The organism is Kitasatospora sp. NPDC036934 (genome assembly GCF_055608425.1).
This window is the reverse complement of the sequence record NZ_JBVJQR010000012.1, coordinates 1-20,649: the sequence shown is the minus strand read 5'-3', so window position 1 is coordinate 20,649 and position 20,649 is coordinate 1. Positions and strand designations below refer to the sequence as shown.

21 protein-coding genes are annotated in these 20,649 nt (G+C 73.8%); 15 read left to right on the top strand and 6 right to left on the bottom strand.

What is annotated here, in order from left to right; translation table 11 throughout:
- Positions 1–109: 109 nt before the first annotated feature.
- From proC to ACZ7BZ_RS19455, 7 genes are all read left to right on the top strand, one after another.
- Positions 110–937 (top strand): pyrroline-5-carboxylate reductase, encoded by an 828-nt coding sequence (gene proC / locus ACZ7BZ_RS19485; RefSeq protein WP_470359340.1) that lies wholly within the window; start codon positions 110–112, stop codon positions 935–937.
- 143 nt (positions 938–1,080) lie between these two features.
- On the top strand, positions 1,081–2,292 hold the full coding sequence (locus tag ACZ7BZ_RS19480; RefSeq protein ID WP_470359339.1) for an MFS transporter: 1,212 nt from the start codon (positions 1,081–1,083) through the stop codon (positions 2,290–2,292).
- Positions 2,293–2,342: 50 nt separating this feature from the next.
- The gene (locus ACZ7BZ_RS19475; RefSeq protein WP_470359338.1) at positions 2,343–3,539 is read left to right on the top strand and encodes an acetoin utilization protein AcuC; all 1,197 of its coding nucleotides are present in this window, start codon (positions 2,343–2,345) and stop codon (positions 3,537–3,539) included.
- A 225-nt stretch (positions 3,540–3,764) separates the two neighbouring features.
- Positions 3,765–3,974 carry a helix-turn-helix domain-containing protein gene (locus ACZ7BZ_RS19470; RefSeq protein ID WP_045699258.1) on the top strand — a complete coding sequence of 70 codons (210 nt, stop codon included), beginning with the start codon at positions 3,765–3,767 and terminating at the stop codon, positions 3,972–3,974.
- Between the two features lie 172 nt (positions 3,975–4,146).
- Positions 4,147–4,263, top strand: coding sequence for a 30S ribosomal protein bS22 (locus ACZ7BZ_RS19465; RefSeq protein ID WP_425311139.1), 117 nt, complete (start codon positions 4,147–4,149; stop codon positions 4,261–4,263).
- A gap of 151 nt (positions 4,264–4,414) precedes the next feature.
- Positions 4,415–5,506, top strand: a complete 1,092-nt coding sequence (locus tag ACZ7BZ_RS19460) for an NAD-dependent epimerase/dehydratase family protein (RefSeq protein WP_470359337.1) — start codon at positions 4,415–4,417, stop codon at positions 5,504–5,506.
- Between the two features lie 7 nt (positions 5,507–5,513).
- Positions 5,514–6,521, top strand: coding sequence for a lysophospholipid acyltransferase family protein (locus ACZ7BZ_RS19455; RefSeq protein WP_470359336.1), 1,008 nt, complete (start codon positions 5,514–5,516; stop codon positions 6,519–6,521).
- A 129-nt stretch (positions 6,522–6,650) separates the two neighbouring features.
- Here the strand turns inward: ACZ7BZ_RS19455 and ACZ7BZ_RS19450 are convergent, their stop codons facing one another.
- The 3 genes from ACZ7BZ_RS19450 to ACZ7BZ_RS19440 form a co-directional block, all read right to left on the bottom strand.
- On the bottom strand, positions 6,651–7,952 hold the full coding sequence (locus tag ACZ7BZ_RS19450) for a DUF5667 domain-containing protein (protein ID WP_470359335.1): 1,302 nt from the start codon (positions 7,950–7,952) through the stop codon (positions 6,651–6,653).
- A gap of 276 nt (positions 7,953–8,228) precedes the next feature.
- Complete coding sequence (locus ACZ7BZ_RS19445) at positions 8,229–9,002, bottom strand: ECF subfamily RNA polymerase sigma factor, BldN family (RefSeq protein ID WP_470359510.1); 774 nt, start codon at positions 9,000–9,002, stop codon at positions 8,229–8,231.
- Positions 9,003–9,660: 658 nt separating this feature from the next.
- Positions 9,661–10,746, bottom strand: coding sequence for an HAD family hydrolase (locus tag ACZ7BZ_RS19440; protein ID WP_470359334.1), 1,086 nt, complete (start codon positions 10,744–10,746; stop codon positions 9,661–9,663).
- A 118-nt stretch (positions 10,747–10,864) separates the two neighbouring features.
- Here ACZ7BZ_RS19440 and ACZ7BZ_RS19435 point away from each other — a divergent pair, with 118 nt between their 5' ends.
- The 7 genes from ACZ7BZ_RS19435 to hemB all read left to right on the top strand — a co-directional run bounded on the left by ACZ7BZ_RS19435 (position 10,865) and on the right by hemB (position 18,167).
- Positions 10,865–11,140, top strand: coding sequence for a glutaredoxin family protein (locus ACZ7BZ_RS19435; protein ID WP_380456256.1), 276 nt, complete (start codon positions 10,865–10,867; stop codon positions 11,138–11,140).
- A 163-nt stretch (positions 11,141–11,303) separates the two neighbouring features.
- Entirely contained in the window at positions 11,304–12,041 is a 738-nt protein-coding gene (locus ACZ7BZ_RS19430) for a 3'-5' exonuclease (protein WP_470359333.1), read from the top strand.
- 107 nt (positions 12,042–12,148) lie between these two features.
- Entirely contained in the window at positions 12,149–13,045 is an 897-nt protein-coding gene (locus ACZ7BZ_RS19425) for a redox-sensing transcriptional repressor Rex (RefSeq protein ID WP_470359509.1), read from the top strand.
- A gap of 25 nt (positions 13,046–13,070) precedes the next feature.
- A complete protein-coding gene (locus ACZ7BZ_RS19420; RefSeq protein WP_470359332.1) occupies positions 13,071–14,411 on the top strand; it encodes a glutamyl-tRNA reductase in 1,341 nt (446 codons plus the stop codon).
- 41 nt (positions 14,412–14,452) lie between these two features.
- The gene (hemC, locus tag ACZ7BZ_RS19415) at positions 14,453–15,457 is read left to right on the top strand and encodes a hydroxymethylbilane synthase (RefSeq protein ID WP_470359331.1); all 1,005 of its coding nucleotides are present in this window, start codon (positions 14,453–14,455) and stop codon (positions 15,455–15,457) included.
- On the top strand, positions 15,454–17,100 hold the full coding sequence (locus tag ACZ7BZ_RS19410) for a bifunctional uroporphyrinogen-III C-methyltransferase/uroporphyrinogen-III synthase (protein ID WP_470359330.1): 1,647 nt from the start codon (positions 15,454–15,456) through the stop codon (positions 17,098–17,100). Before hemC ends, ACZ7BZ_RS19410 begins: the two co-directional genes overlap by 4 nt.
- A gap of 86 nt (positions 17,101–17,186) precedes the next feature.
- Entirely contained in the window at positions 17,187–18,167 is a 981-nt protein-coding gene (gene hemB, locus ACZ7BZ_RS19405; protein ID WP_470359329.1) for a porphobilinogen synthase, read from the top strand.
- A 60-nt stretch (positions 18,168–18,227) separates the two neighbouring features.
- Here the strand turns inward: hemB and ACZ7BZ_RS19400 are convergent, their stop codons facing one another.
- The 3 genes from ACZ7BZ_RS19400 to ACZ7BZ_RS19390 form a co-directional block, all read right to left on the bottom strand.
- Positions 18,228–18,494 carry a hypothetical protein gene (locus tag ACZ7BZ_RS19400; RefSeq protein WP_465739433.1) on the bottom strand — a complete coding sequence of 89 codons (267 nt, stop codon included), beginning with the start codon at positions 18,492–18,494 and terminating at the stop codon, positions 18,228–18,230.
- Positions 18,495–18,709: 215 nt separating this feature from the next.
- The gene (locus tag ACZ7BZ_RS19395) at positions 18,710–19,054 is read right to left on the bottom strand and encodes a rodlet layer protein (protein WP_188309838.1); all 345 of its coding nucleotides are present in this window, start codon (positions 19,052–19,054) and stop codon (positions 18,710–18,712) included.
- Between the two features lie 82 nt (positions 19,055–19,136).
- Positions 19,137–19,481: a rodlet layer protein gene (locus ACZ7BZ_RS19390; protein ID WP_350507669.1), complete on the bottom strand. Its 345-nt coding sequence runs from the start codon at positions 19,479–19,481 to the stop codon at positions 19,137–19,139.
- Between the two features lie 328 nt (positions 19,482–19,809).
- On the opposite strand from ACZ7BZ_RS19390, the gene ACZ7BZ_RS19385 reads away from it, so the two are divergent.
- A complete protein-coding gene (locus tag ACZ7BZ_RS19385; RefSeq protein WP_470359328.1) occupies positions 19,810–20,517 on the top strand; it encodes a hypothetical protein in 708 nt (235 codons plus the stop codon).
- Positions 20,518–20,649: the final 132 nt, after the last annotated feature.

The following is a 20,649-nucleotide window of genomic DNA, read 5'->3' as shown; positions in this document are numbered from 1 at the left end:
GCCGGGGCGCGGGGACCACGGGCCGGACGGCGACCACGGACCGGACGGTCCCGACGGGCGCCGCCGCCCGGTGCGAGGATGGCCGCAGTACCGAGGCAAGGAGCGGACCATGGGCAGCAGCGCAGCGCACGGACAGAAGATCGCCTTCCTGGGCACCGGCAAGATCGGCGAGGCCCTGCTCTCCGGTCTGCTGCGGGCCGGCACGGACCCGTCGGACGTCCTGGTGACCGCCCGCCGCCCCGAGCGCGCGGCCGAACTCGCCGACCGCTACGGGGTGGTGGCCGTCTCCAACGCCGAGGCCGCCAAGCTGGCCGACACCCTGATCCTCGCGGTCAAGCCGCAGGACATGGGCAGCCTGCTGGAGGAACTCGCCCCGCACATCAGCCCGGACCGGCTGGTGATCTCGGCGGCGGCCGGCGTCCCCACCGCCTGGTTCGAGGAGCGGCTGGCGGCCGGCACCCCGGTGGTCCGGGTGATGCCCAACACGCCGGTGCTGGTGGACGAGGGGATGAGCGTCATCTCCGGCGGCTCGCACGCGCGGGAGGAGCACCTGGCGCGCGCCGAGGAGATCTTCAGCTCGGTCGGCAAGGCGCTGCGGCTGCCCGAGACCCAGCAGGACGCGGCCACCGCGCTGTCCGGCTCCGGCCCGGCCTACTTCTACTTCCTGGTCGAGGCGATGACGGACGCCGGCATCCTGCTCGGCCTGCCCCGGCAGGTGGCGCACGACCTGATCGTGCAGTCCGCGATCGGCGCCTCGGTGATGCTGCGCGACTCCGGCGAGCACCCGGTGAAGCTGCGCGAGGCGGTCACCTCCCCGGCCGGCACCACCATCGCGGCCATCCGCGAGCTGGAGAACCACGGGGTGCGGGCGGCGCTGCTGGGCGCCCTGGAGGCGGCCCGGGACCGCTCCCGGGAGCTGGCCTCCGGCGGGAAGTAGCCCGCGGGCACCGGCCGCGGAAGTCCCTGCGCGACCCCTCCCGCAAAGGCGCCGCACCGCCTACGCTCTCGGCCAACATCGTTCTACCGGCCGGTAGCGGGGCCCGTACGGGGGCTCGCGCGGGCCCGTGCGTGGAGGTCCGTATGAGTGCCGCACCGCCCGTGCCCGCCCCGGCCGCGACACCGCCCGGCCTGCGCGCCGGGCGGGCCGCGCTCGCCGTCAGCTTCCTGCTCCAGGGCACGACCTTCGCGCTGCTGGTGACCTGCATCCCGGAGATCCAGCACCGGTACGGGCTGAGCGACGGCCTGCTGCCGGTCTTCCTGGCGGCGGTGCCGATCCTGGCCGGGGCCGGTTCGATCCTCTCCGAGCAGTTGGTGAAGCGCACCGGCGCCCGGGCCGTGCTGCGGGTCGTCCAGCCGGCCGTCTGCCTCAGTCTGGCGGGCGCCGGCCTGGGCGACTCGCTGTGGCAACTCGCCCTCGCACTGGGCGGGTTCGGGCTGCTGGTGGGGGCGCTGGACGCCAGCATGAACATGCTCGGGGTGGGCCTCCAGCACCGCTACGGCCGCTCGATCATGATCGGCTTCCATGCCGCGTTCAGCCTCGGCGGCATCCTCGGCGCGGCGATCGCGGGCCTCGGCTCGCACTACGACCTGGGCCTGCCAGTGCTGTTCGGCACCGCCGCGGCGGTGATCGCGCCGCTCGCGGTGCTGACCGGCACCCGGTTCGCCGGCCCGGCCGAACTCGGCGACGCCGTACGGGAGGCGGCGGCGGCCGCCGCCCGGTCCATCCCCTGGCGCCCGCTGCTGCCGCTGTGCCTGGCGATGGCCTTCGCCTACATCGCGGACGCCTCGGTCTCCAACTACAGCGTCAAGTACCTCACCGACGGCCTGGGCAGCCGGGAGGACCTCGCCAAGCTGTCCTACCTCGGCTACATGGTCGCGATGCTGCTCGGCCGGGCCCTGGGGGACCGCGCGGTTCAGCGCTTCGGCGCCGTCCCGGTGGTGCGCGGCGGCGCCGCGCTGGCCGCGCTGGGCTTCGGGCTGGCCGCGGTGGCGCCCGCGCCCTGGGCCGGCATCGCCTCGTTCACCGTGCTGGGCTTCGGCATCTGCGCGATCATCCCGCAGGTGTTCGCGGCCGGCGGCCGGCTCTTCCCGGCCGACTCGGACGCGGCCGTGGCCCGGCTCAACCTCTTCAACTACGTGGGTTTCCTGGTCGGTTCGCCGCTGGTCGGGGCGATCGCGGATGCCGGTTCGTACCGCTGGGCGCTGCTCGCCCCGATGCTGCTGGTGCTCGCCGTGCTGCCGCTGGCCGAGCGCTTCGCCCCGGCCCCGGTGGCGGCCCCCGCCCCCGCGTGACGGCGGGGGTTCGGTGAGGCCCGACGCCCCCACCCACTACGGTGGAGGCCATGCCCGAAGCCGAGCGTGACACCCCCTGCGGCCTGCACCTCTTCTGGGACGAGGCCGTCACCGCCTACGACTTCGGCCCCGGCCACCCGATGGACCCGACCCGGCTGGCGCTCACCATGCGCCTGGTCGAGGACCTCGGACTGGCCGCCGGGCCCGGGGTGACCGTCCGGTCCGCGCCGCCCGCCGGCGACTCCACCCTGCGGCTGGTGCACACCGGGGAGTACGTCGAGGCGGTCAAGCACGCCGCCGCGCACCCCGAGCGGACCGACCCCCGGCACGGGCTCGGCACCGACGACAACTGGGCCTTCCCGGCCATCCACTCGGCCTCCGCGCTGATCGCCGGCCAGTCGGTCGCCGCCGCCGAGGCGGTCTGGCGCGGCGAGACCCCGCACGCCGTCAACTTCGCCGGCGGGCTGCACCACGCGATGCCCGGCAAGGCCTCCGGCTTCTGCATCTACAACGACCCGGCCCTGGCCATCGCCCGGCTGCTCGAACTCGGCGCCGAGCGGATCGCCTACGTCGACGTGGACGTCCACCACGGCGACGGCGTCCAGGAGGCCTTCTGGAACGATCCCCGGGTGCTCACCGTCTCGCTGCACGAGCACCCGGCCACGCTCTTCCCGCAGACCGGCTGGCCCACCGAGACCGGCGGCCCCGACGCCCCCGGCTCCGCCGCCAACCTGCCGCTGCCGGCCGGCACCGGCGACAGCGGCTGGCTGCGCGCCTTCCACGCCCTGGTGCCCGAGCTGCTCACCGCCTTCCGGCCGCAGGTCCTGGTCACCCAGCACGGCGCGGACACCCACCTGGAGGACCCGCTCGCCCACCTCGCCGTCACCGTGGACGCCCAGCGGCTGATCGCCGAGGAGCTGCACGAGCTGGCCCACCGGCTCACCGGCGGCCGCTGGGTGGCCACCGGCGGAGGCGGCTATGCCGTGGTGGACGTCGTCCCGCGGACCTGGACCCACCTGGTCGCCACCGCCGCCGGCCGGCCCGTCGACCCGGCCGCCGAGACCCCCGACAGCTGGCGCGCCGAGGTCCACCGCCGCACCCGCCGCCCGGCCCCGCTGCGGATGACCGACGGCGCCCGACCGGCCTGGCGCGACTTCGACTCGGGTTACGATCCGGCGGACCGACTCGATCAGGCCATCCTCGCCAGCCGCCGCGCGGTGTTCCCGAACCACGGTCTGCTGGCCTGAAACCGCCGCCCCGGCCGCGCGCCGGGCGGGCCGTGCGTACGCCCACCGGTGCCATCCGGGGGGTGACTACGTACTGCAACGGTCCTATCTCCCACCGTACGAGGACTGCACCTCCCCTCTTCCCACTGGTACCACCCATAACTACTCTGGGGATACACGTGTGCCGGTGGAGTCACCGGAGGGGAAGCCGGTGCCTTGCACACGGGTAAGGGTCGGGTGATGGTCATGAGTTCCGTCGAGCGTCCCCTGCAGGAAGTCGTCTTCCTGACCGTGGCCGAGGTCGCCGCGGTCATGCGGGTGTCCAAGATGACGGTGTACCGGTTGGTGCACAGCGGAGAGCTGCCGGCCATCCGGGTCGGACGGTCCTTCCGGGTGCCCCAGCAGGCGGTGCACGAGTACCTCAAGGAGTCCTACGTGCGGCTGGAGAGCGCGTAGCCGACGGGCGGACGGGGGCGGGCCACAGCCGTGGATCCGCCCCCGTTCGCCCCGGATTTCCCATGAGTTTCCCGGTCACGGGGAGCGCGATTTACAGCCCCGGCCACGCGGACGGTAGGCTAGGCCCTCACGTCAGTCGTATGGACTCCGTCTCTCACGGACGAGAGTCTCAGTGAGCGAGGGTTGTTCCGTGGGCTCTGTCATCAAGAAGCGTCGCAAGCGTATGGCCAAGAAGAAGCACCGCAAGCTTCTCAAGCGCACTCGCGTTCAGCGTCGCAACAAGAAGTAAGCGCCCTCGGCCGCGCCCAGCGCGCCCAGCGCTTTCGCCGCCCGTCCTGGTCCCCGTGGCCAGGGCGGGCGGTGTCGTTTCACGGCCCCCCGGGGCGGCGCGGTACGGTGCAACGAGGGCCGCTCGGGCCGAGGGAATGGGGTGCAGCACCGTGGGCGTGGTCGTGCTCGTCACCGGCGTGGCACGCCATCTCGGCGCCCGCTTCGCCGCCGAGGTCCGCCGCCGGCCGGGGGTGGACCGGGTCGTCGGCGTGGACGTGCAGCCGCCCCGGCTGCCGGTCGAGGAGCCGGCCGGACCGGCCGCGCCGTACACCTTCCACCAGCTCGACCTGCGCCGGCCCGCGGTCTCCCGGGTGATCGCCGAGCACCGGGTGGACACCGTGGTGCACCTGAGCGTCAGCGCCACCGGACTGGGCTCCACCAACCGCTCCGCGGTCAAGGAGGCCAACGTCATCGGCACCATGCAGCTGCTCGGCGCCTGCCAGAAGGCGCCCGGGGTGCGCCGGCTGGTCGTGAAGTCCACCACAGGCGTCTACGGCTCCGCGCCCCGCGACCCGGCGGTGTTCAGCGAGCGGATCCAGCCGAAGGACCCGCCCGGCGGTGGTTTCGCCAAGGACGCGGCCGAGGTCGAGGGCTACGTCCGCGGCTTCGCCCGGCGCCGCCCGGACGTCGCGGTGACGGTGCTGCGCTTCGCCAACATCGTCGGCCCCGGTGCCGACACCCCGCTCAGCGAGTACTTCGCCCTGCCGGTGCTGCCGACCGTGCTCGGCTACGACCCCCGGCTGCAGTTCGTTCACGAGGACGACGCCGTCGAGGTGCTCTGCCGGGCCGCCGACGAGCCCGTACCGGGCACCGTCAACACCGGCACCCTCAACGTGGCGGGCGAGGGCGTGCTGCTGCTCTCCCAGTGCGCCCGCCGGCTCGGCCGGCCCACCCTGCCGCTGCTGCTTCCCGCGGTCAGCTGGATGGCCGTGCTGGCCCGGCAGACCCGCTTGGTGGACGTCTCACCGGAACAGCTGCGGCTGCTCACCCACGGCCGGGTGGTGGACACCACCCGGCTGCGGGAGACCTTCGGCTACCGCCCGGCGTTCAGCACCCCGGAGGCGTTCGCCGACTTCGCCACCGCCCTGGGCCCCGGCCTGCTGCCGCCCGAGCGGCTGGCCGCCGTCACCGACCGGCTGACCGCCCTGCTCGGCCCCGAAGGGGCCGGCGACGCCGTACCGACCCACCGCCCGAGGAGCTGAACCCGCGATGAGTGCCGCTGCCGAGAACACGCCGGGCGAGGCCAAGGTCATTCCGATCGAGTCCGCCCCCAGCTACACCTCGCCCGAGGGCCCCGGCCTGGCCGACCGGCTCGCCGGGGCCGTCGGCGGCGCGCTGTCCGGGCAGCTCGGCCCGGCGGCCACCCGGCTGTTCGGCAAGGGCTGGGAGGGCCGGGCCACTGAGGGGCTGGCCTTCCTGCGCCGCCGGATCACCGGCGACTACGAGGTCGACGAGTTCGGCTTCGACCGGGAGCTGACCGAGGAGGTGCTGCTGTCGCTGCTGCGCCCGCTGGCCGAGAAGTACTTCCGGATCGACGTCCAGGGGATCGAGAACATCCCGGCCGAGGGCGGTGCGCTGATCGTCGCCAACCACTCCGGCACCATCCCGCTGGACGCCCTGATGACCCAGGTGGCCATCCACGACCACCACCCGCACCACCGGCACCTGCGGATGCTCGCCGCCGACCTGGTCTTCGTGCTGCCGGGCATCAACGAACTGGCCCGCAAGGCCGGCCACACCCTGGCCTGCAACGAGGACGCCCAGGCGCTGCTGGAGCGCGGCGAGGTGGTCGGGGTCTGGCCGGAGGGCTTCAAGGGCATCGGCAAGCCGTTCTCGGAGCGCTACAAGCTCCAGCGCTTCGGCCGCGGCGGCTTCGTCTCCTCGGCGTTGCGGGCGCGGGTGCCGATCGTGCCGTGCTCGATCGTCGGGGCGGAGGAGACCTACCCGATGATCGGCAACGTCAGGACGCTGGCCCGGCTGCTCGGCCTGCCGTACGTGCCGGTCACGCCGACCTTCCCGTGGCTGGGGCCGCTCGGGGTGCTGCCGCTGCCGACCAAGTGGACGATCCGCTTCGGCGAGCCGATCGCCACCGACGGCTATCCCGCGGAGGCGGCGGACGACCCGATGCTGGTCTTCGACCTGGCCGACGAGGTGCGGGAGACCATCCAGCACACCCTGTACCAGCTGCTGGTGCAGCGGCGCTCGGTGTTCTTCTGACCCGTCCCGGCCCCGTCCCGGCTCCCTCCGGGCTCCGCTGAGCCCCTTCGGCCCGGCTGAACCCCGTCAGGGGGCCCCGACGCGACCGGGCCCCGGCGGGCGTTCCGCCGGGGCCCGGTCGCGTGCCGCTCAGCTGCCGCCGAGGATCCGCAGCCCGGGCAGCAGGCCGGGGATCAGCGGGGGCACGTCCACGCCCTGCTGGGCGCCGCTGGGCGTGCTGGGCGGACCGGACGGCTGCTGCGGCACCTGCGGCGGGGCCGCGTCGGCGCTCGGCGAGGGCCGGCCGGCCCCGGTGAGCCCGTTGGTGAGGTTGCCGACCAGGCCGTTGACGGCGTCCGGTGCGCTGCTGGGCAGGGTGCTCGGCAGCCCACCGCCCTTGCCGGCGCTGCCGACCGTGCCGCCGGTGTCGGCCGGGGAGCGCTCGGTGCTGCCGGGGCGGCTGCCGTTGCCGGTGCCGTCCTGGGGCTGCCCGGAGCCGGGGGCGGTGCCGGAGCCGTTCGCTCCGGAGCCGGCCGGGGATCCGCCGGTCGAGGAGGACGAGTCGTCGCCCGCTCCGGTGCCGGCCGCGCCACCGCTCTTGGCGGGGGGCTGGGCCAGGCGCAGGGGCGCGACGTCCTCGCTTATGTCGTCGAAGAGCTGGTTCACCAAGTGAGCCTGATCGGTGAGCTGGACGGGCAGTCTGCCCTGCAGCTCGCTCCAGCGGCCGTCCTCGTCCTGGGCGAAGCCGGCCAGCGCGCGCATCGGGTCCAGCGAGCCGTTGCTGCGGTAGACCGAGCGCAGCAGGTCGCGGCCCTTGAGGGCGTCGGCGTGCATGTCGTCCAGGGCCCGGCGGACCCGCTCGACGGTGGCCGGGCTGAGCCCGGTGGCCGAACCGGTCTGCCCGACCAGGGTGTTGGCCTCGCCGAGCCGGGTGGCGGCGTTGCCGAGCAGCAGCTCGCCGCGTTCCGAGTCGGAGTCCGCGAGGTCCAGCCGGAGCCCTTCGAGGCCGCGCTTCATGCCGTACAGCGTGTCCCCGGGGAGGGCGTTGGTACTCGCGGCGGCGGCCCCGGCCAGGCTGCCGACGGCGAGCCCGGCGACCAGCCCGCCGATCGCGAAGCGGCGGCTCCACCGGCCGCGCGGCGCCGTCCGGACCGCCCGGTGGCGGCGCTGGCGGGGCACCGTGGCACCCGGCCCGCCCGCGAAGGCCTGCTCGAACGCGGCCATCAGCTGGGCGCGTTGGACCGTCCGGACCTCCTGGTCCAGGGCCGGTCCGGGCAGCGCCCCCAGTGCGTCGGCCAGACCGACCAGTTCGGCCATCGCGACCGAACCGGCCTCGCCGGCAGCGGCGTTGGCCGATTCGGCGTCGGCCGCGCGGCGTTGCTCCGCCTGGTGGGCCTCCAGCGCCTCGGCGAAGGCCTTCGCCCGTCGGTGCTCCAGCACGTTTGCCGTCACGGGCCACACCTCCCTTCGTCGTTGTCGACACCCCGGCCTGCCGGACGGTTGCCCCGGCGGGCCAAAGCCACTCCATCGGGTGATAGGTCACAATTCGGCTTGACCGTACGCCTGGTGGGGGCTTGCACGTTGGCCAACGAGCGGTGCGGGCGGTCGGTTACGCACGGCTGATCATCGGACCGACCGTTCACCCGGACGTGTCGGTCTGACGGGTGTGGTGACGGGCCGTCGGGCCGGCCCCGTCGCCGGGCTATCGCCCCCTCGGTCACCGTCGCCTCACCGCGCGTCGGGCGGGAGGAGCCGGGCCAGGGTGCGGACGGCGCGGTACTGGAGGGTCTTGATCGCGCCCTCGTTCTTGCCCATGATCCGCGCGGTCTCGGCCACCGAGAGGCCCTGCAGGAAGCGCAGCGTCACGCACTCCTGCTGCTGGGGGTTGAGCCGGCGCACCGCGTCCAACAGGGCGGCGTTGGAGAGCGACTCCAGCACCGACTCCTCCGGGCTGCGCTCGCACTCGTTGGAGTCGAGCATCTCGCCGGTGGTGACCTCCAGCCGGAACCGGCTGGACTTGAAGTGGTCGGCGACCAGGTTGCGGGCGATGGTGACCAGCCAGGCGCCGAAGTCCCGCCCCTGCCAGGTGAAGGTGCCGATCCGGCGCAGCGCGCGCAGAAACGTCTCGCTGGTGAGGTCCTCGGCGGTGGCCCGGCTGCCGACCCGGTAGTAGATGTAGCGGTAGACGGTGTCCGCGTAGTGGTCGTAGAGCCGGCCGAAGGCCTCGCTCTCACCGGCCTGGGCCCGCTCGACCAGCTCCATGATCGGGTTGTGCTCGGTCTCGTAGCCGGGGCTCGGCGCGGTGCGGGTACGGCTGCGGCCGACGCCGGAGCTGCCCGTGCGGCCCCGCGAGCCGGTGCCGGTCGAGCCGGCGGCGGTGGTGCGCAGCGCCGTCCCGGGGCCGTGCTGGTGGCCGAACGAGCCGCCGGCGGGCACGAGTTGGGGCGTGGTGGCGAGCTGACTGAGGAGCACCGTGCGCAACAGGTCCAGGCCGGTGGAGATCTGCCGCTCGGCGGCCGGGCGGCCGCGGAGGCCGGTGCGGGGGCGCAGGGACGCGGACGACGGGCGGGAGGGTGCAGGCGCGTCGTTCCGGACGGGTGGGTACACGGGACTCCCAGAGGCAGAACTGTGGACGGATCACCTCCGCCTGCGCGGAGAGCACTCCCCATGACACCCGTTCGAGCGGGATGCATGGGTGACGTGCATCCAGGAGAGAATAACGCTTTGTGCAATGACAGCTACACCGTGTGGTCGAAGTGGTCGTTTGGGATCCATTTGTTGTGCATATTCGGCTGACACTGACCGGAGATGTCATCGTTCATCCGGCTCAACGTGACCGTTCGGGCGCCCAGGGTGACCAATTCGGCGGTGATGGGGGCGGTTTCCCAGCCTTGGGGCTCGGCAACCCCTGACTTTCCCGGCCTGACGAACGATCAGAACCGGTCACCGGGTGACAGGTTCGGACAGCCGACCCGGACGGCCGTGTCGGAGCTGGGAGTTCGCTCGTACGAGGGGCCAGGTCAGGCCCCTGATTGACGCCTTCTCACCCGCGCGGGGGAGCGGCGGGAAGCGCGGCAGAAACGGTTCCGTGGAGGGGGCCGGGCCGGGGCCGACGGAAGTTCGGCCGGAGTTCGTCCCGACACCGGCCTCAGGCCGGAGTTCAGCCGCGCCGACGGCGCCGCTGCAGCGCCACCCCGGCCGCCGCCGCCCCGGCGAGCACCCCGAGCGCGGCCGCCGCCGGCAGCCCCACCCGGGCCGCCTTCCGGCCGGTCCGGAAGTCGCGCACCCGCCAGCCCTGCGCCCGGGCGTGCCGCCGCAGCGCGCCGTCCGGGTTCACCACGTACGGGTGGCCGACCAGCGAGAGCATCGGGATGTCGTTGGCCGAGTCGCTGTAGGCGGCGCAGCGGTCGAGGTCCAGCCGCTCGTGCCGGGCCAGCGCGTTCACCGCGGCGGCCTTGGCCGGGCCGTGCAGCAGGTCGCCGACCAGGCGGCCGGTGTAGTGGCCGTCCCGGGCCTCGGCGACGGTGCCCAGCGCGCCGGTCATGCCGAGCCGCCGGGCGATGATCCGGGCCACCTCCAACGGGGCGGCGGTCACCAGCCAGACCCGCTGGCCGGCGTCCAGGTGCATCTGGACCAGGGCGCGGGTGCCGGGCCAGATCTTGTCGGCGACGACCTGCTCGAAGACCTCCTCGCAGATCACCTCCAGGTCGGCGGTGCGCTTGCCGGCCACGATGCCGAGGGCGGTGTTCCGGGCGTCCGAGATGTGGTCCGGGTCCTCGGTGCCGTGCAGCCGGAAGAGCGCCTGCTGCCAGGCGAAGCGGGCGATGTCGCGGCGGGTGAGGAAGCCGTGCCGGTAGAGGCCGACGCCGAGGTAGAAGATCGCGGCGCCGCGCAGGATGGTGTTGTCGCAGTCGAAGAAGGCCGCGGCGCGCGGGTCGTCCTGGTCGGGGGTGTGGTTCCCGGTCGGGGCCTTGGGGGCCTTCCCGGGCTTGCCCGCCGCCGCGGCCTCGGGCGCGTCCGTCCCGAGGGCATGCCCGGCGGCGGCGTTCCCGGCGGGAGCGTCCACGACGGTGCCCTCCATGACGGTGCCGTTCGCGGCCGTGTCGTTCCCGGTGGGACCGGCGGGGGAGAGCAGCGGTTCGGCGCGCAGCGCGGCCTCGGCGGCCGCGGCGGCGGCCTCGCCCGCCAGGGCGCTCCGCTCGGTGGTGGAGCGCCTCGCCTGGGTGAGCCTTCGGAGCACGGCCATGTCATCGAGCATATCCAGCCGGGCGGGGAGCGGCCGTGACGGAGCCGTGCCCGTGCGGTGAACGGCTCCCCGCCACCGCTCCGGGGGCGGGCGGGTGGGCAGCCGCCACAATGGCGGGGTGAGCCCACTGCTGCGACGCAAGAGCCCCGAGCCGGCGGACCGTACCGTGACCCTGGTCGGCAAGCCCGGCTGCCACCTGTGCGATGAGGCCCGGGAGGTGATCGTCCGGGTGGCGGCGGAGCTGGGCGCGACCTTCGAGGAGAAGGACATCACCCGGGACGAGGAGCTGTACCGCCGCTACTGGGAGCAGATCCCGGTCACCCTGATCGACGGTCGCCAGCACGACTTCTGGCGGGTCGACGAGAGCCGTCTGCGCAAGGCCCTGGGCGCCTGACGAGACGCTCGTACGGGCACCGCCGCCCCCGCCGACCGGCGGGGGCGGTTCGCCGAATCGTTGCCAAAGACACTCCGTCCGGGCTTGGGGTGGGGCGCCTCGGTCGGCTTACGATCGAACGCGTTTGCGCCCGTGGGGGGCTGAGCACACGAGGAGTGCCGTCATGCTTCCCCGCCCGGTCCCAGGGACGCCCGTAGCCTCCGAGGGCTTCGCGGTGGTGGACGTGGAGGCGACCGGCCGCAGTCCGTGGCGGCACCGGGTGGTCGAGGTCGCGGTGGTGCTGCTGGACGCCCGGCTCCGCCCCGAGGGCGAGTTCGCGACCCTGCTGGACCCCTTGGGCCCGGTCGGCCCGACCCATGTGCACCGGATACACCAGGCCGACGTCGAGGGTGCCCCGCGCTTCCGGGAGATCGCCCCCCGGCTGCTGGAGCTGCTGGCCGGCCGGGTGCTGGTCGGCCATCACGTCAGTTGCGACCACGCCTTCCTGGACCGTGAGTTCGCCCGGATCGGGGTGCCGCTGCCGCCCGTCCCGCTGCTGTGCACGATGGGGCTGGCCCGCGCCCACCTGCCGGAGGCCCGCAGCCACGGCCTGGCGGCCTGCGCGGAGGCGGCCGGTCTGGGCTGGTACCCGGCGCACACCGCGCTGGGCGACGCCCGGGTGACGGCGGAGCTGCTGCGGTACTGCGCGGGCGCCCCGTCCTGCCCGCCGGGCGACTGGACCGGCCCGCTGCGCGAGGCCGCCCGGGTGCCCTGGCCACGGCTGGGCCGGGCGCGGTCCCGGCCGTCCGGCGGCGCCGTCCCGCTGGTGCGCCGGGAGGCCCCGTACGGCCCCTGGCTGCCCGGTTCCGCGGCCCCGGAGCTGGTTCTGACCCAGGCCGGTGTTATGAGCACAACGGCGTGATGCGCATCACTGTGCAGGGACAAAACGGACACCATCTTTGTGCACACGTTCACAAACGCTTAGCCTGGCTGCCAAAGCCCAGCTTCACCCACAGGAGCACCGTGGCAATCGGCCGATCACCACAGAGCAGTTCGCAGACGCCCGACCAGGGCGCCGCGCGCCGACCCTCGCGCGCCCGGGGCATCCCGGAAGCGACGGTCGCCCGGCTCCCCCTCTACCTGCGGGCCCTCACCGCGCTCTCCGAGCGCTCGGTGCCGACCGTCTCCTCCGAGGAGCTGGCCGCCGCCGCCGGCGTGAACTCGGCCAAGCTGCGCAAGGACTTCTCCTACCTCGGCTCCTACGGCACCCGCGGTGTCGGCTATGACGTCGAGTACCTCGTCTACCAGATCTCCCGCGAGCTCGGTCTGACCCAGGACTGGCCGGTCGTCATCGTCGGCATCGGGAACCTCGGCCACGCCCTCGCCAACTACGGCGGGTTCGCCTCCCGCGGCTTCCGGGTCGCCGCCCTGTTGGACGCCGACGCCAACGTGGTCGGTTCCACCGCCGCGGGGCTGCCGGTGCGCCACATGGACGAGCTGGAGGCGATCGTCGAGAGCCAGCACGTCTCGATCGGCGTGATCACCACCCCGCCCGGCGCCGCCCAGCAGGTCTGCGACCGGCTGGTCGAGGCGGGCGTGACCAGCATCCTGAACTTCGCCCCGACCGTGCTGACCGTCCCGGACGGCGTGGACGTGCGCAAGGTGGACCTCTCCATCGAGCTGCAGATCCTCGCCTTCCACGAGCAGCGCAAGGCCGGCGAGGAGCCCGACCGCACCGAGTCCGTGCTGGACCGCGCCCCCGGCCCGGTCCGCGCGGCCGCGGCCAAGCTGCGCCGGGCGGCAGGCGGCACCGCCAAGGGCCGCGGCGGCGCCGAGCCGGCGGCCAAGGACCAGGCCGAGCAGTCGGCCAAGGGCAAGTCCGCCAAGGGCGGCGAGGGCGAGCTGTCCGCGGTGATGCCCGCATGAACACCGAAAGCTGTGGGGGACGGGCATGAGTCTTCTCGTCGTCGGACTGAGCCACCGGACGGCCCCGGTCGGCGTGCTGGAGCGCGCCGCGCTGACCGGTGAGGTCCCGACCCGGCTGCTGCACGACGCGGCCGCGTCCTCGACCGTCGCCGAGGCCGCGCTGCTCAACACCTGCAACCGGATCGAGCTGTACGCGGACGTGGACAAGTTCCACGCGGGCGTCGCCGAGTTGTCGCTGCTGCTGGCCCACCACAGCGGGGTGGACCTGGAGGAGCTGACCTCCCACCTGTACGTCCACTACGAGGACCGCGCCGTCCACCACCTCTTCTCGGTGGCCTGCGGCCTGGACTCGATGGTGGTCGGCGAGGGCCAGATCCTCGGCCAGCTGCGCGACGCGCTGGCCAAGGCCCAGGACGAGCACACCGCCGGGCGCGACCTGAACGAGCTGTTCCAGCAGGCCCTGCGGGTCGGCAAGCGGGCGCACAGCGAGACCGGCATCGACAAGGCCGGCCAGTCGCTGGTCACCTTCGGCCTGGAGCAGGTCGCCGCGGGCGCGGGCGAGATCGCCGGCAAGCGCGCGCTGGTGGTCGGGGCCGGCTCGATGAGCTCGCTGGCCGCCGCCACCCTGGTCCGCTCCGGGGTCACCGACCTGCTGATCGCCAACCGCACCCCGGCCCGCGCCGAGCGCCTGGTGGAGATCCTCGGCCCGGACGTGGCCCGCACCCTGGACCTCGCCAAGGTGCCCGAGGCACTGGCCGACGTCGACCTGGTGATCTCCTGCACCGGCGCGGCCGGCGTGGTGGTCCGGGCCGAGGACGTGGCCGCCGCGGTGGCCGTGCGCCGCTCGCCCCGGCCGCTCGCCCTGCTCGACCTCGCCATGCCGCGCGACGTCGACCACGCCGTGCACGAGCTGGACGGTGCCCTGCTGGTCGACCTGGAGAGCCTCTCCCACGCGCACGCCGCCAGCCCCGGTGCCGGTGACGTCGACGAGGTCACCCGGATCGTCTCCGACGAGGTGACCGCCTTCGGCGCCGCCCAGCGGGCCGCCCGGATCGCGCCGACCGTGGTCGCGCTGCGGGCGATGGCCTCCGACGTGGTCGCCGCCGAACTGGGCCGGCTGGACACCCGGCTGCCCGACCTGGACGAGCGCTCCCGCGCCGAGATCACCCAGACCGTCCGCCGCGTCGTCGACAAGCTGCTGCACGCCCCGACCGTCCGGGTGAAGCAGCTGGCCGCCGAGCCCGGCGGCGCCTCCTACGCGGACGCCCTGCGCGAGCTGTTCGACCTCGACCCGGCGGCCGTGCACGCCGTGTCGGGCACGCCCGTCGGCGGCCGCTCCCAGCCTTCGGCCGGGAGCACCAGATGAACCGTCAGCCATCCCACGAGTACCACCGGGACGATCACCTCATGAATGGTCAACCGCTCTCCGAGCAGGCTCCGGCCGCCGCCCTGCGGCTCGGCACCCGGCGCAGCGCGCTCGCCATGGCCCAGTCGGGCATGGTCGCCCGCGAGGTGACCAGGCTCACCGGCCGCCCCGTCGAGCTGGTCGAGATCACCACCTACGGCGACACCTCTCGGGAGGCGCTCGCGCAGATCGGCGGCACCGGCGTGTTCGTCTCCGCCCTGCGGGACGCCCTGCTGGCGGGTCGGATCGACTTCGCCGTGCACTCGCTCAAGGACCTGCCCACCGCCGCGCCCGAAGGCCTGACGCTGGCCGCCGTCCCCGCGCGTGAGGACGCCCGGGACGCCCTGGTCGCCGCCGAGGGCCTGACCCTGGACGAGCTGGTGGAGAAGCTGGCCGGGGCCGGCCGCCCGGCCCGGATAGGCACCGGCTCCCCGCGCCGGATGGCCCAGCTGAACGCCTGGGCCCGGGCCCGCGAGGCCCAGCTGGAGACCGTCGCGATCCGCGGCAACGTGGACACCCGGATCGGCTACGTGAGCGCCGGCGAGCTGGACGCCGTGGTGCTGGCCACCGCCGGACTCAACCGGCTCGGCCGCAGCGCCGAGATCTCCCAGTACCTCGACCCCGAGCTGATGGTCCCGGCCCCCGGCCAGGGGGCGCTCGCGATCGAGTGCACCACCGCCGACACTGGGCTGACCGCCGCACTCGCCCTGCTGGACCACACCCCCACCAGGGTCGCCGTGGCCGCCGAGCGCGCTCTGCTGGCCGCTCTGGAGGCCGGTTGCTCGGCCCCGGTCGCCGCACTGGCCACCTGGGGCCGGGAGAACGAACTGCAGCTGGACGGCGTGGTCGGCGACGCCGACGGCGCCGCCCTGCTGAAGATGTCCGCCAACGGTCCGATCGTCCTCGACGAGACCGCCGAGCAGCAGGCGCGGGCCCTCGGCCACGCCCTGGCCGCCCGGCTGCTCGACGCGGGCGCGGCCACCCTGATGGGGGAGCGAGCCCGATGAGCCCCACCGCCGCCACCGATGCCCTGTTCCCGGCCGGGCAGCCCACCGGACGGTGCACCTTCCTGGGTGCGGGCCCCGGTGACCCGGGCCTGCTGACCCTGCGCGCCGTCGAGGTGCTGTCCTCGGCCGACATCCTGGTCGCCGACCCGTTGACCGCCGCGGCCGTGCGCACCCACTGTCCGACCGGCGTGCAGGTGCACGCCCCGGCCGCCGAGGGCACCGGCTTCGACCTGGCCAAGCTGGTCGCCGAGGCCGTCCGGGCCGGCAAGCACGTGGTCCGCACCGTCGACGGCGACCCGGGCCTGGACGGCTGCGCCGCCGAGGAGATGCTCAGCTGCGCCGGTGACGGGATCCCCTTCGAGGTGATCCCGGGTGTGGCCCAGTCGGTCGGCGTCCCGGCGTACGCGGGCGTCCCGCTGCGCGGCGCGGCCGGCACCGACGTCCGTTTCGTGGACGGCGGCCAGCTGCTGTCCGGCGCCCCGGTCGACCTGGGCGCGCCGGAGACCACCCTGGTGGTCCGCACCACCCTGGGCCAGCTGCCGGCCACCGCGAGCGCGCTGGTCTCCAACGGCCGCAAGCCGGAGTCGGCGCTGAGCGCCACCCTCTCCGGCACCACCACCCGCCAGCGCACCTTCACGTCCACGCTGGCCACCATCGCGGCCGACCTCAAGGTGGCCCGGGTGCTGCCCTCGCCGGTCTCCGCCCCGGTGGACCCGGCGACCTCGGTGATAGCCGTGGTGGGCGAGCAGGTCGCCCACCGCGCCTCGCACTCGTGGTTCGAGACCAAGCCGCTGTTCGGCTGGAACGTCCTCGTGCCGCGCACCAAGGAGCAGGCCCACGGCCTGTCCGAGCAGCTGCGCTCGTACGGCGCGGTGCCGCAGGAGGTGCCGACCATCGCGGTCGAGCCGCCGCGCACCCCGCAGCAGATGGAGCGGGCCATCAAGGGACTGGTCACCGGCCGCTACGAGTGGATCGCCTTCACCTCGGTGAACGCCGTCCGTGCCGTCCGGGAGAAGTTCGAGGAGTACGGCCTGGACGCCCGGGCGTTCGCCGGGATCAAGGTCGCGGCGGTCGGCGAGACCACCGCCCAGGCCTTGGTGGACTTCGGCGTGAAGCCGGACCTGGTGCCGTCGGGTGAGCAGTCCGCCGCAGGGCTGCTGGAGGACTGGCCGCCGTACGACCCGGTCTTCGACCCGATCGACCGGGTGCTGCTGCCGCGCGCCGACATCGCCACCGAGACCCTGGTGGCCGGCCTGGTCGAGCTCGGCTGGGAGGTCGACGACGTGACGGCGTACCGGACGGTGCGCGCCTCGCCGCCGCCGGCCGAGACCCGCGAGGCGATCAAGGGCGGCGGCTTCGACGCGGTGCTGTTCACCTCGTCCTCGACCGTCCGGAACCTGGTCGGCATCGCCGGCAAGCCGCACAACGTCACGGTCATCGCCTGCATCGGCCCGGCCACCGCCAAGACCGCCGAGGAGCACGGCCTGCGGGTCGACGTAATGGCCCCGGCGCCGTCGGCGGCCGCGCTGGCCCAGGCGCTGGCAGACTTCGGAGCCAAGCGCCGGGACACCGCGACGGCCGCGGGCGAGCCGGTCTACCGGCCCAGCGAGCGCCGTCCGGGATCCCGCCGCAAGGCCCGCTGAGGATTCCCGACAGGATTCCCAACTATGGTGCTGGGGGCGGCAGTTCGTCGCCCCCAGCGCTGCACAACCGTTCGGAGAGAGAAGCCGTGTCCGCTGAATTCCCGTACGTTCGCCCGCGCCGGCTGCGGCAGAGCCCGGCGATGCGCCGGCTGGTCGCCGAGACCCGCCTGCACCCCGCGGAGCTGGTCCTGCCGCTGTTCGTCCGCGAGGGCGTCAGCGCGCCCGTCCCGGTCGCCTCGATGCCGGGAGTGGTCCAGCACACCCGCGACACCCTGCGCAAGGCCGTCGTCGAGGCGGCCGAGGCCGGCCTGGGCGGCGTCATGCTGTTCGGCGTCCCGGCCGTGCAGGACGCGATCGGCAGTGAGGGCACCAACCCGGACGGCATCCTCCAGCAGGCGATCCGGGACGTGGTCGCCGAGGTCGGCGACTCGCTGGTGGTCATGTCCGACCTCTGCCTGGACGAGTACACCGACCACGGCCACTGCGGCGTGCTGGCCGCCGACGGCAGCGTGGACAACGACGCCACCCTGGAGCGCTACGCGGAGATGGCCCGGGTGCAGGCCGACGCGGGCGTCCACCTGGTCGGCCCGTCCGGCATGATGGACGGTCAGATCGCCGTCGTCCGGCGGGCGTTGGACGAGGCCGGGCACCAGGACACCGGCATCCTCGCCTACACCGCCAAGTACGCCTCGGCCTTCTACGGCCCGTTCCGGGAGGCCGTCGGCTCCTCGCTCAAGGGCGACCGCAAGGCCTACCAGCAGGACCCGGCCAACGCCCGCGAGGCGCTGCGCGAGCTGGAGCAGGACCTCGCCGAGGGCGCCGACATGGTGATGGTCAAGCCGGGCATGGCCTACCTGGACATCCTGCGCCAGGTCGCCGACGCCTCCCCGGTGCCGGTCTCCGCGTACCAGGTGTCCGGCGAGTACGCGATGGTCGAGGCCGCCGCCGCGAACGGCTGGATCGACCGGGAGCGGATGATCATGGAGACGCTCACCTCGCTCCGCCGGGCCGGTGCCGAGCAGATCCTCACCTACTGGGCGGTCGAGGCCGCCGGGATGCTCAAGTAGCGGACGCGCACAGCGGAAGGCCGGGCCACCCCCGACGGGGGCGGCCCGGCCTTCCGGCTGTTACTTCCAGCCGTTGATGTGCGCGAAGCCCTCGCCGCCGCCCATCAGGTCGGTCGCGGTGGCGGCGCCGCCACCGAAGCCGCCGGCGATGGTGTTGGAGGTGTGGCCGACGCCCCACTCCATCCCGGCCACGAACGGGTGGTCGCCGGAGGCGACGAGGCCGCCGCCGCCCGCCAGGCCGACGTGGGCGAACGCCGGGGTGGCGGCACCCGCGAGCGCGAGCGCGGCGGTGGCGGTCAGGGCGGCCTTGGCCAGCTTGCTCTTCATGGATCTGCCCTCTCTGTGGGGGCGCCCCAGCGGGCGCCCTTGCTGTGACTGGTGATCACCTCGGCCCGTCCGGCCGACGCCCCGCGCGCCGGTCCGGACGGACGGTCACCCGGTCGGCCGCAGCGGTTCGGCGGCCGACCGGACACCTCGGTCAAGCCCGGAGGGCCCGGGGAGACCTTCCTCCCCGGGCCCTCCGTCCGTGCCATGCCCCTTGATCAGCCGATCAGGTGCGAGACACCCGCGTCGCCCGAGGACTGGGTGTTCTGGCCGACGTTGCAGATCTGCTTCGGGGTGCTGTTCAGGACGGGCACCTCGACCGGAACCGCGACGCCGACGACGGCGACGGCGATGTTGTGGACCTCCGGCAGGCAGATGTTCGCGTTGTCCAGGGTGTGGAAGTTCGGGCTGCCGTTGCCGTGGGTGCCGGTCTGGTTGGTGCCGCCGTTGCCCTGGACGGAGGTGGCGGCGCCGTCCGAGTCGACGATGGCGGAAGCCGAGCCGGCGGACATCGCGATGGCGGCGGCGGCCAGGCCGGCGGCGGCGAGGGACTTCTTGATCATTTCCGGTTTTCCTCTCAAGGGTGAATCGGGGAGCGATTCGAGGGTGGTTCGGGGGGTGGTGCGGAGGTGGGCTGTGGGAACGTCAGCCGACCAGGTGGGACACGCCCGCGTCGCCGTGGCTCTGGGTGCCCTGGCCCTGGGTGCAGTACTGCTTGCCACCGCTGTTGGCGATCGGGACCTCGACCGGGACGGCCACACCGAGGACGCCGACGGCGATGTTGTGGATCTCGGGGAGGCAGACGTTCGCGTTGTCCAGGAAGTGGAAGTTCGGGCTGTTGTTCCCGACCGTCCCGGTGAAGTTGGTGCCGCCGTTGCCCTCGATGGAGGCGGCTGCGCCGTCCGCGTCACCGATGGCGGAGGCGGGAGCTGCGGCGCCGGCCAGCGCGGCGACAGCCAGGCCGGCGGCGGCGAAGGACTTCTGGATCATGGGGAGATCCCTCTCTGAAATGCTTTCGGTTTCCGTGCGTAGCAACGCGTCGAACGCTCAGACCCGGTCTGCAGTCACTGACGTCCAGATCAAAGAATGACGGCACGGAAGGTTACGGGGATTTTTGAAAAGAGTCCGGGAGGCGCGTCCGGGAGTGGTTTCCGGTCGGATTATTAGGCCGAACCGGTTAAGGCCCGCAATCCGAACTCACGGTCACTCGTTGCGCAGATTGCTTTCCGGCTGCGGGTACCCGCAGCCCTCCCCGAAGGAACTCCGGTACTGGACCACCAGGACGTCCCCAGTACGGACAGGCAGAACGGTGAAAAGCATGAAGTTCTCCAAGCGGGCCGGCGCGATGCTGTTGGCGGTCGGTGCGGGCGTGCTCGCCTCCCAGGGAGCGGCCTCCGCCGCCTCGGTCAGCCCCGACCAGGTCGGAGCCCTGGAGGACAAGCTGTCCACCCAGCAGGTCCCGGCGGACGTGCCGCTCACCCCGCTGGGCAGCCACGTCACGGCCGGAATCCCGACCTCGCTGGTCATGCCGCCGGCGTCCGGCCGGACCACCGACAACGGGCTGCTGCCGGACCACCTGGTGCCCCAGCTGGCCACCGGCAAGGTCGGCCCGAGCGCCAAGGCCCAGCTGCCGCTCCCGCTGGTCGACCAGGGCGCCGACCTCGGCGAGGTGCTGCTGGAGGCCCCGGCCGCGCCGCTGCAGGCCAAGACCCCCGGCCTGGACGTGGGCAAGCCGCTGGCGCTGGTGCACGACGGCACCGGCCAGCTCGCCGACGGCCGGCTCCGGGTGGACGAGGTGGACCCGCACCTGGTGCCGGGCGCCGTGCAGACCGTCCCGGGGGCCACCGCGAGCCTCGGCGGCGACGAGAGCCGGCTCTCCGTCACCGACGAGGTGAACGACCTGGCCAACACCACCACCGCGACCGCCACCGGCGTGCTGCAGCAGTCCGACGCGACCGACACGGCCACCTCGACCGCCACCGGTCTCGTCCAGCAGAGCGGCCTGGTCGACCTGGCCCGGCTCTGACGCGGCCCTGGCCCGCGCCGGACGCGGCGGGGGGCGGGGCCGCGCCGGGTGGACAGGGGGGGAGGGGGGCGGGGGGTCTGCGGGGGGGTTGTCAGACGAGGAAGATAGAGAGGAGATCGCCGAACAACAGAA

Coding starts and splice junctions, on each gene's coding strand:
- ACZ7BZ_RS19390 (WP_350507669.1), bottom strand. CDS start 19,481: ATGATCCAGAAGTCCTTCGCCGCCGCCGGCCTGGCTGTCGCCGCGCTG.
- ACZ7BZ_RS19430 (WP_470359333.1), top strand. CDS start 11,304: ATGCTTCCCCGCCCGGTCCCAGGGACGCCCGTAGCCTCCGAGGGCTTC.
- ACZ7BZ_RS19395 (WP_188309838.1), bottom strand. CDS start 19,054: ATGATCAAGAAGTCCCTCGCCGCCGCCGGCCTGGCCGCCGCCGCCATC.
- ACZ7BZ_RS19410 (WP_470359330.1), top strand. CDS start 15,454: ATGAGCCCCACCGCCGCCACCGATGCCCTGTTCCCGGCCGGGCAGCCC.
- ACZ7BZ_RS19385 (WP_470359328.1), top strand. CDS start 19,810: ATGAAGTTCTCCAAGCGGGCCGGCGCGATGCTGTTGGCGGTCGGTGCG.
- ACZ7BZ_RS19400 (WP_465739433.1), bottom strand. CDS start 18,494: ATGAAGAGCAAGCTGGCCAAGGCCGCCCTGACCGCCACCGCCGCGCTC.
- ACZ7BZ_RS19480 (WP_470359339.1), top strand. CDS start 1,081: ATGAGTGCCGCACCGCCCGTGCCCGCCCCGGCCGCGACACCGCCCGGC.
- ACZ7BZ_RS19455 (WP_470359336.1), top strand. CDS start 5,514: ATGAGTGCCGCTGCCGAGAACACGCCGGGCGAGGCCAAGGTCATTCCG.
- ACZ7BZ_RS19440 (WP_470359334.1), bottom strand. CDS start 10,746: ATGGCCGTGCTCCGAAGGCTCACCCAGGCGAGGCGCTCCACCACCGAG.
- ACZ7BZ_RS19475 (WP_470359338.1), top strand. CDS start 2,343: ATGCCCGAAGCCGAGCGTGACACCCCCTGCGGCCTGCACCTCTTCTGG.
- ACZ7BZ_RS19420 (WP_470359332.1), top strand. CDS start 13,071: ATGAGTCTTCTCGTCGTCGGACTGAGCCACCGGACGGCCCCGGTCGGC.
- ACZ7BZ_RS19470 (WP_045699258.1), top strand. CDS start 3,765: ATGAGTTCCGTCGAGCGTCCCCTGCAGGAAGTCGTCTTCCTGACCGTG.
- proC (WP_470359340.1), top strand. CDS start 110: ATGGGCAGCAGCGCAGCGCACGGACAGAAGATCGCCTTCCTGGGCACC.
- hemC (WP_470359331.1), top strand. CDS start 14,453: ATGAATGGTCAACCGCTCTCCGAGCAGGCTCCGGCCGCCGCCCTGCGG.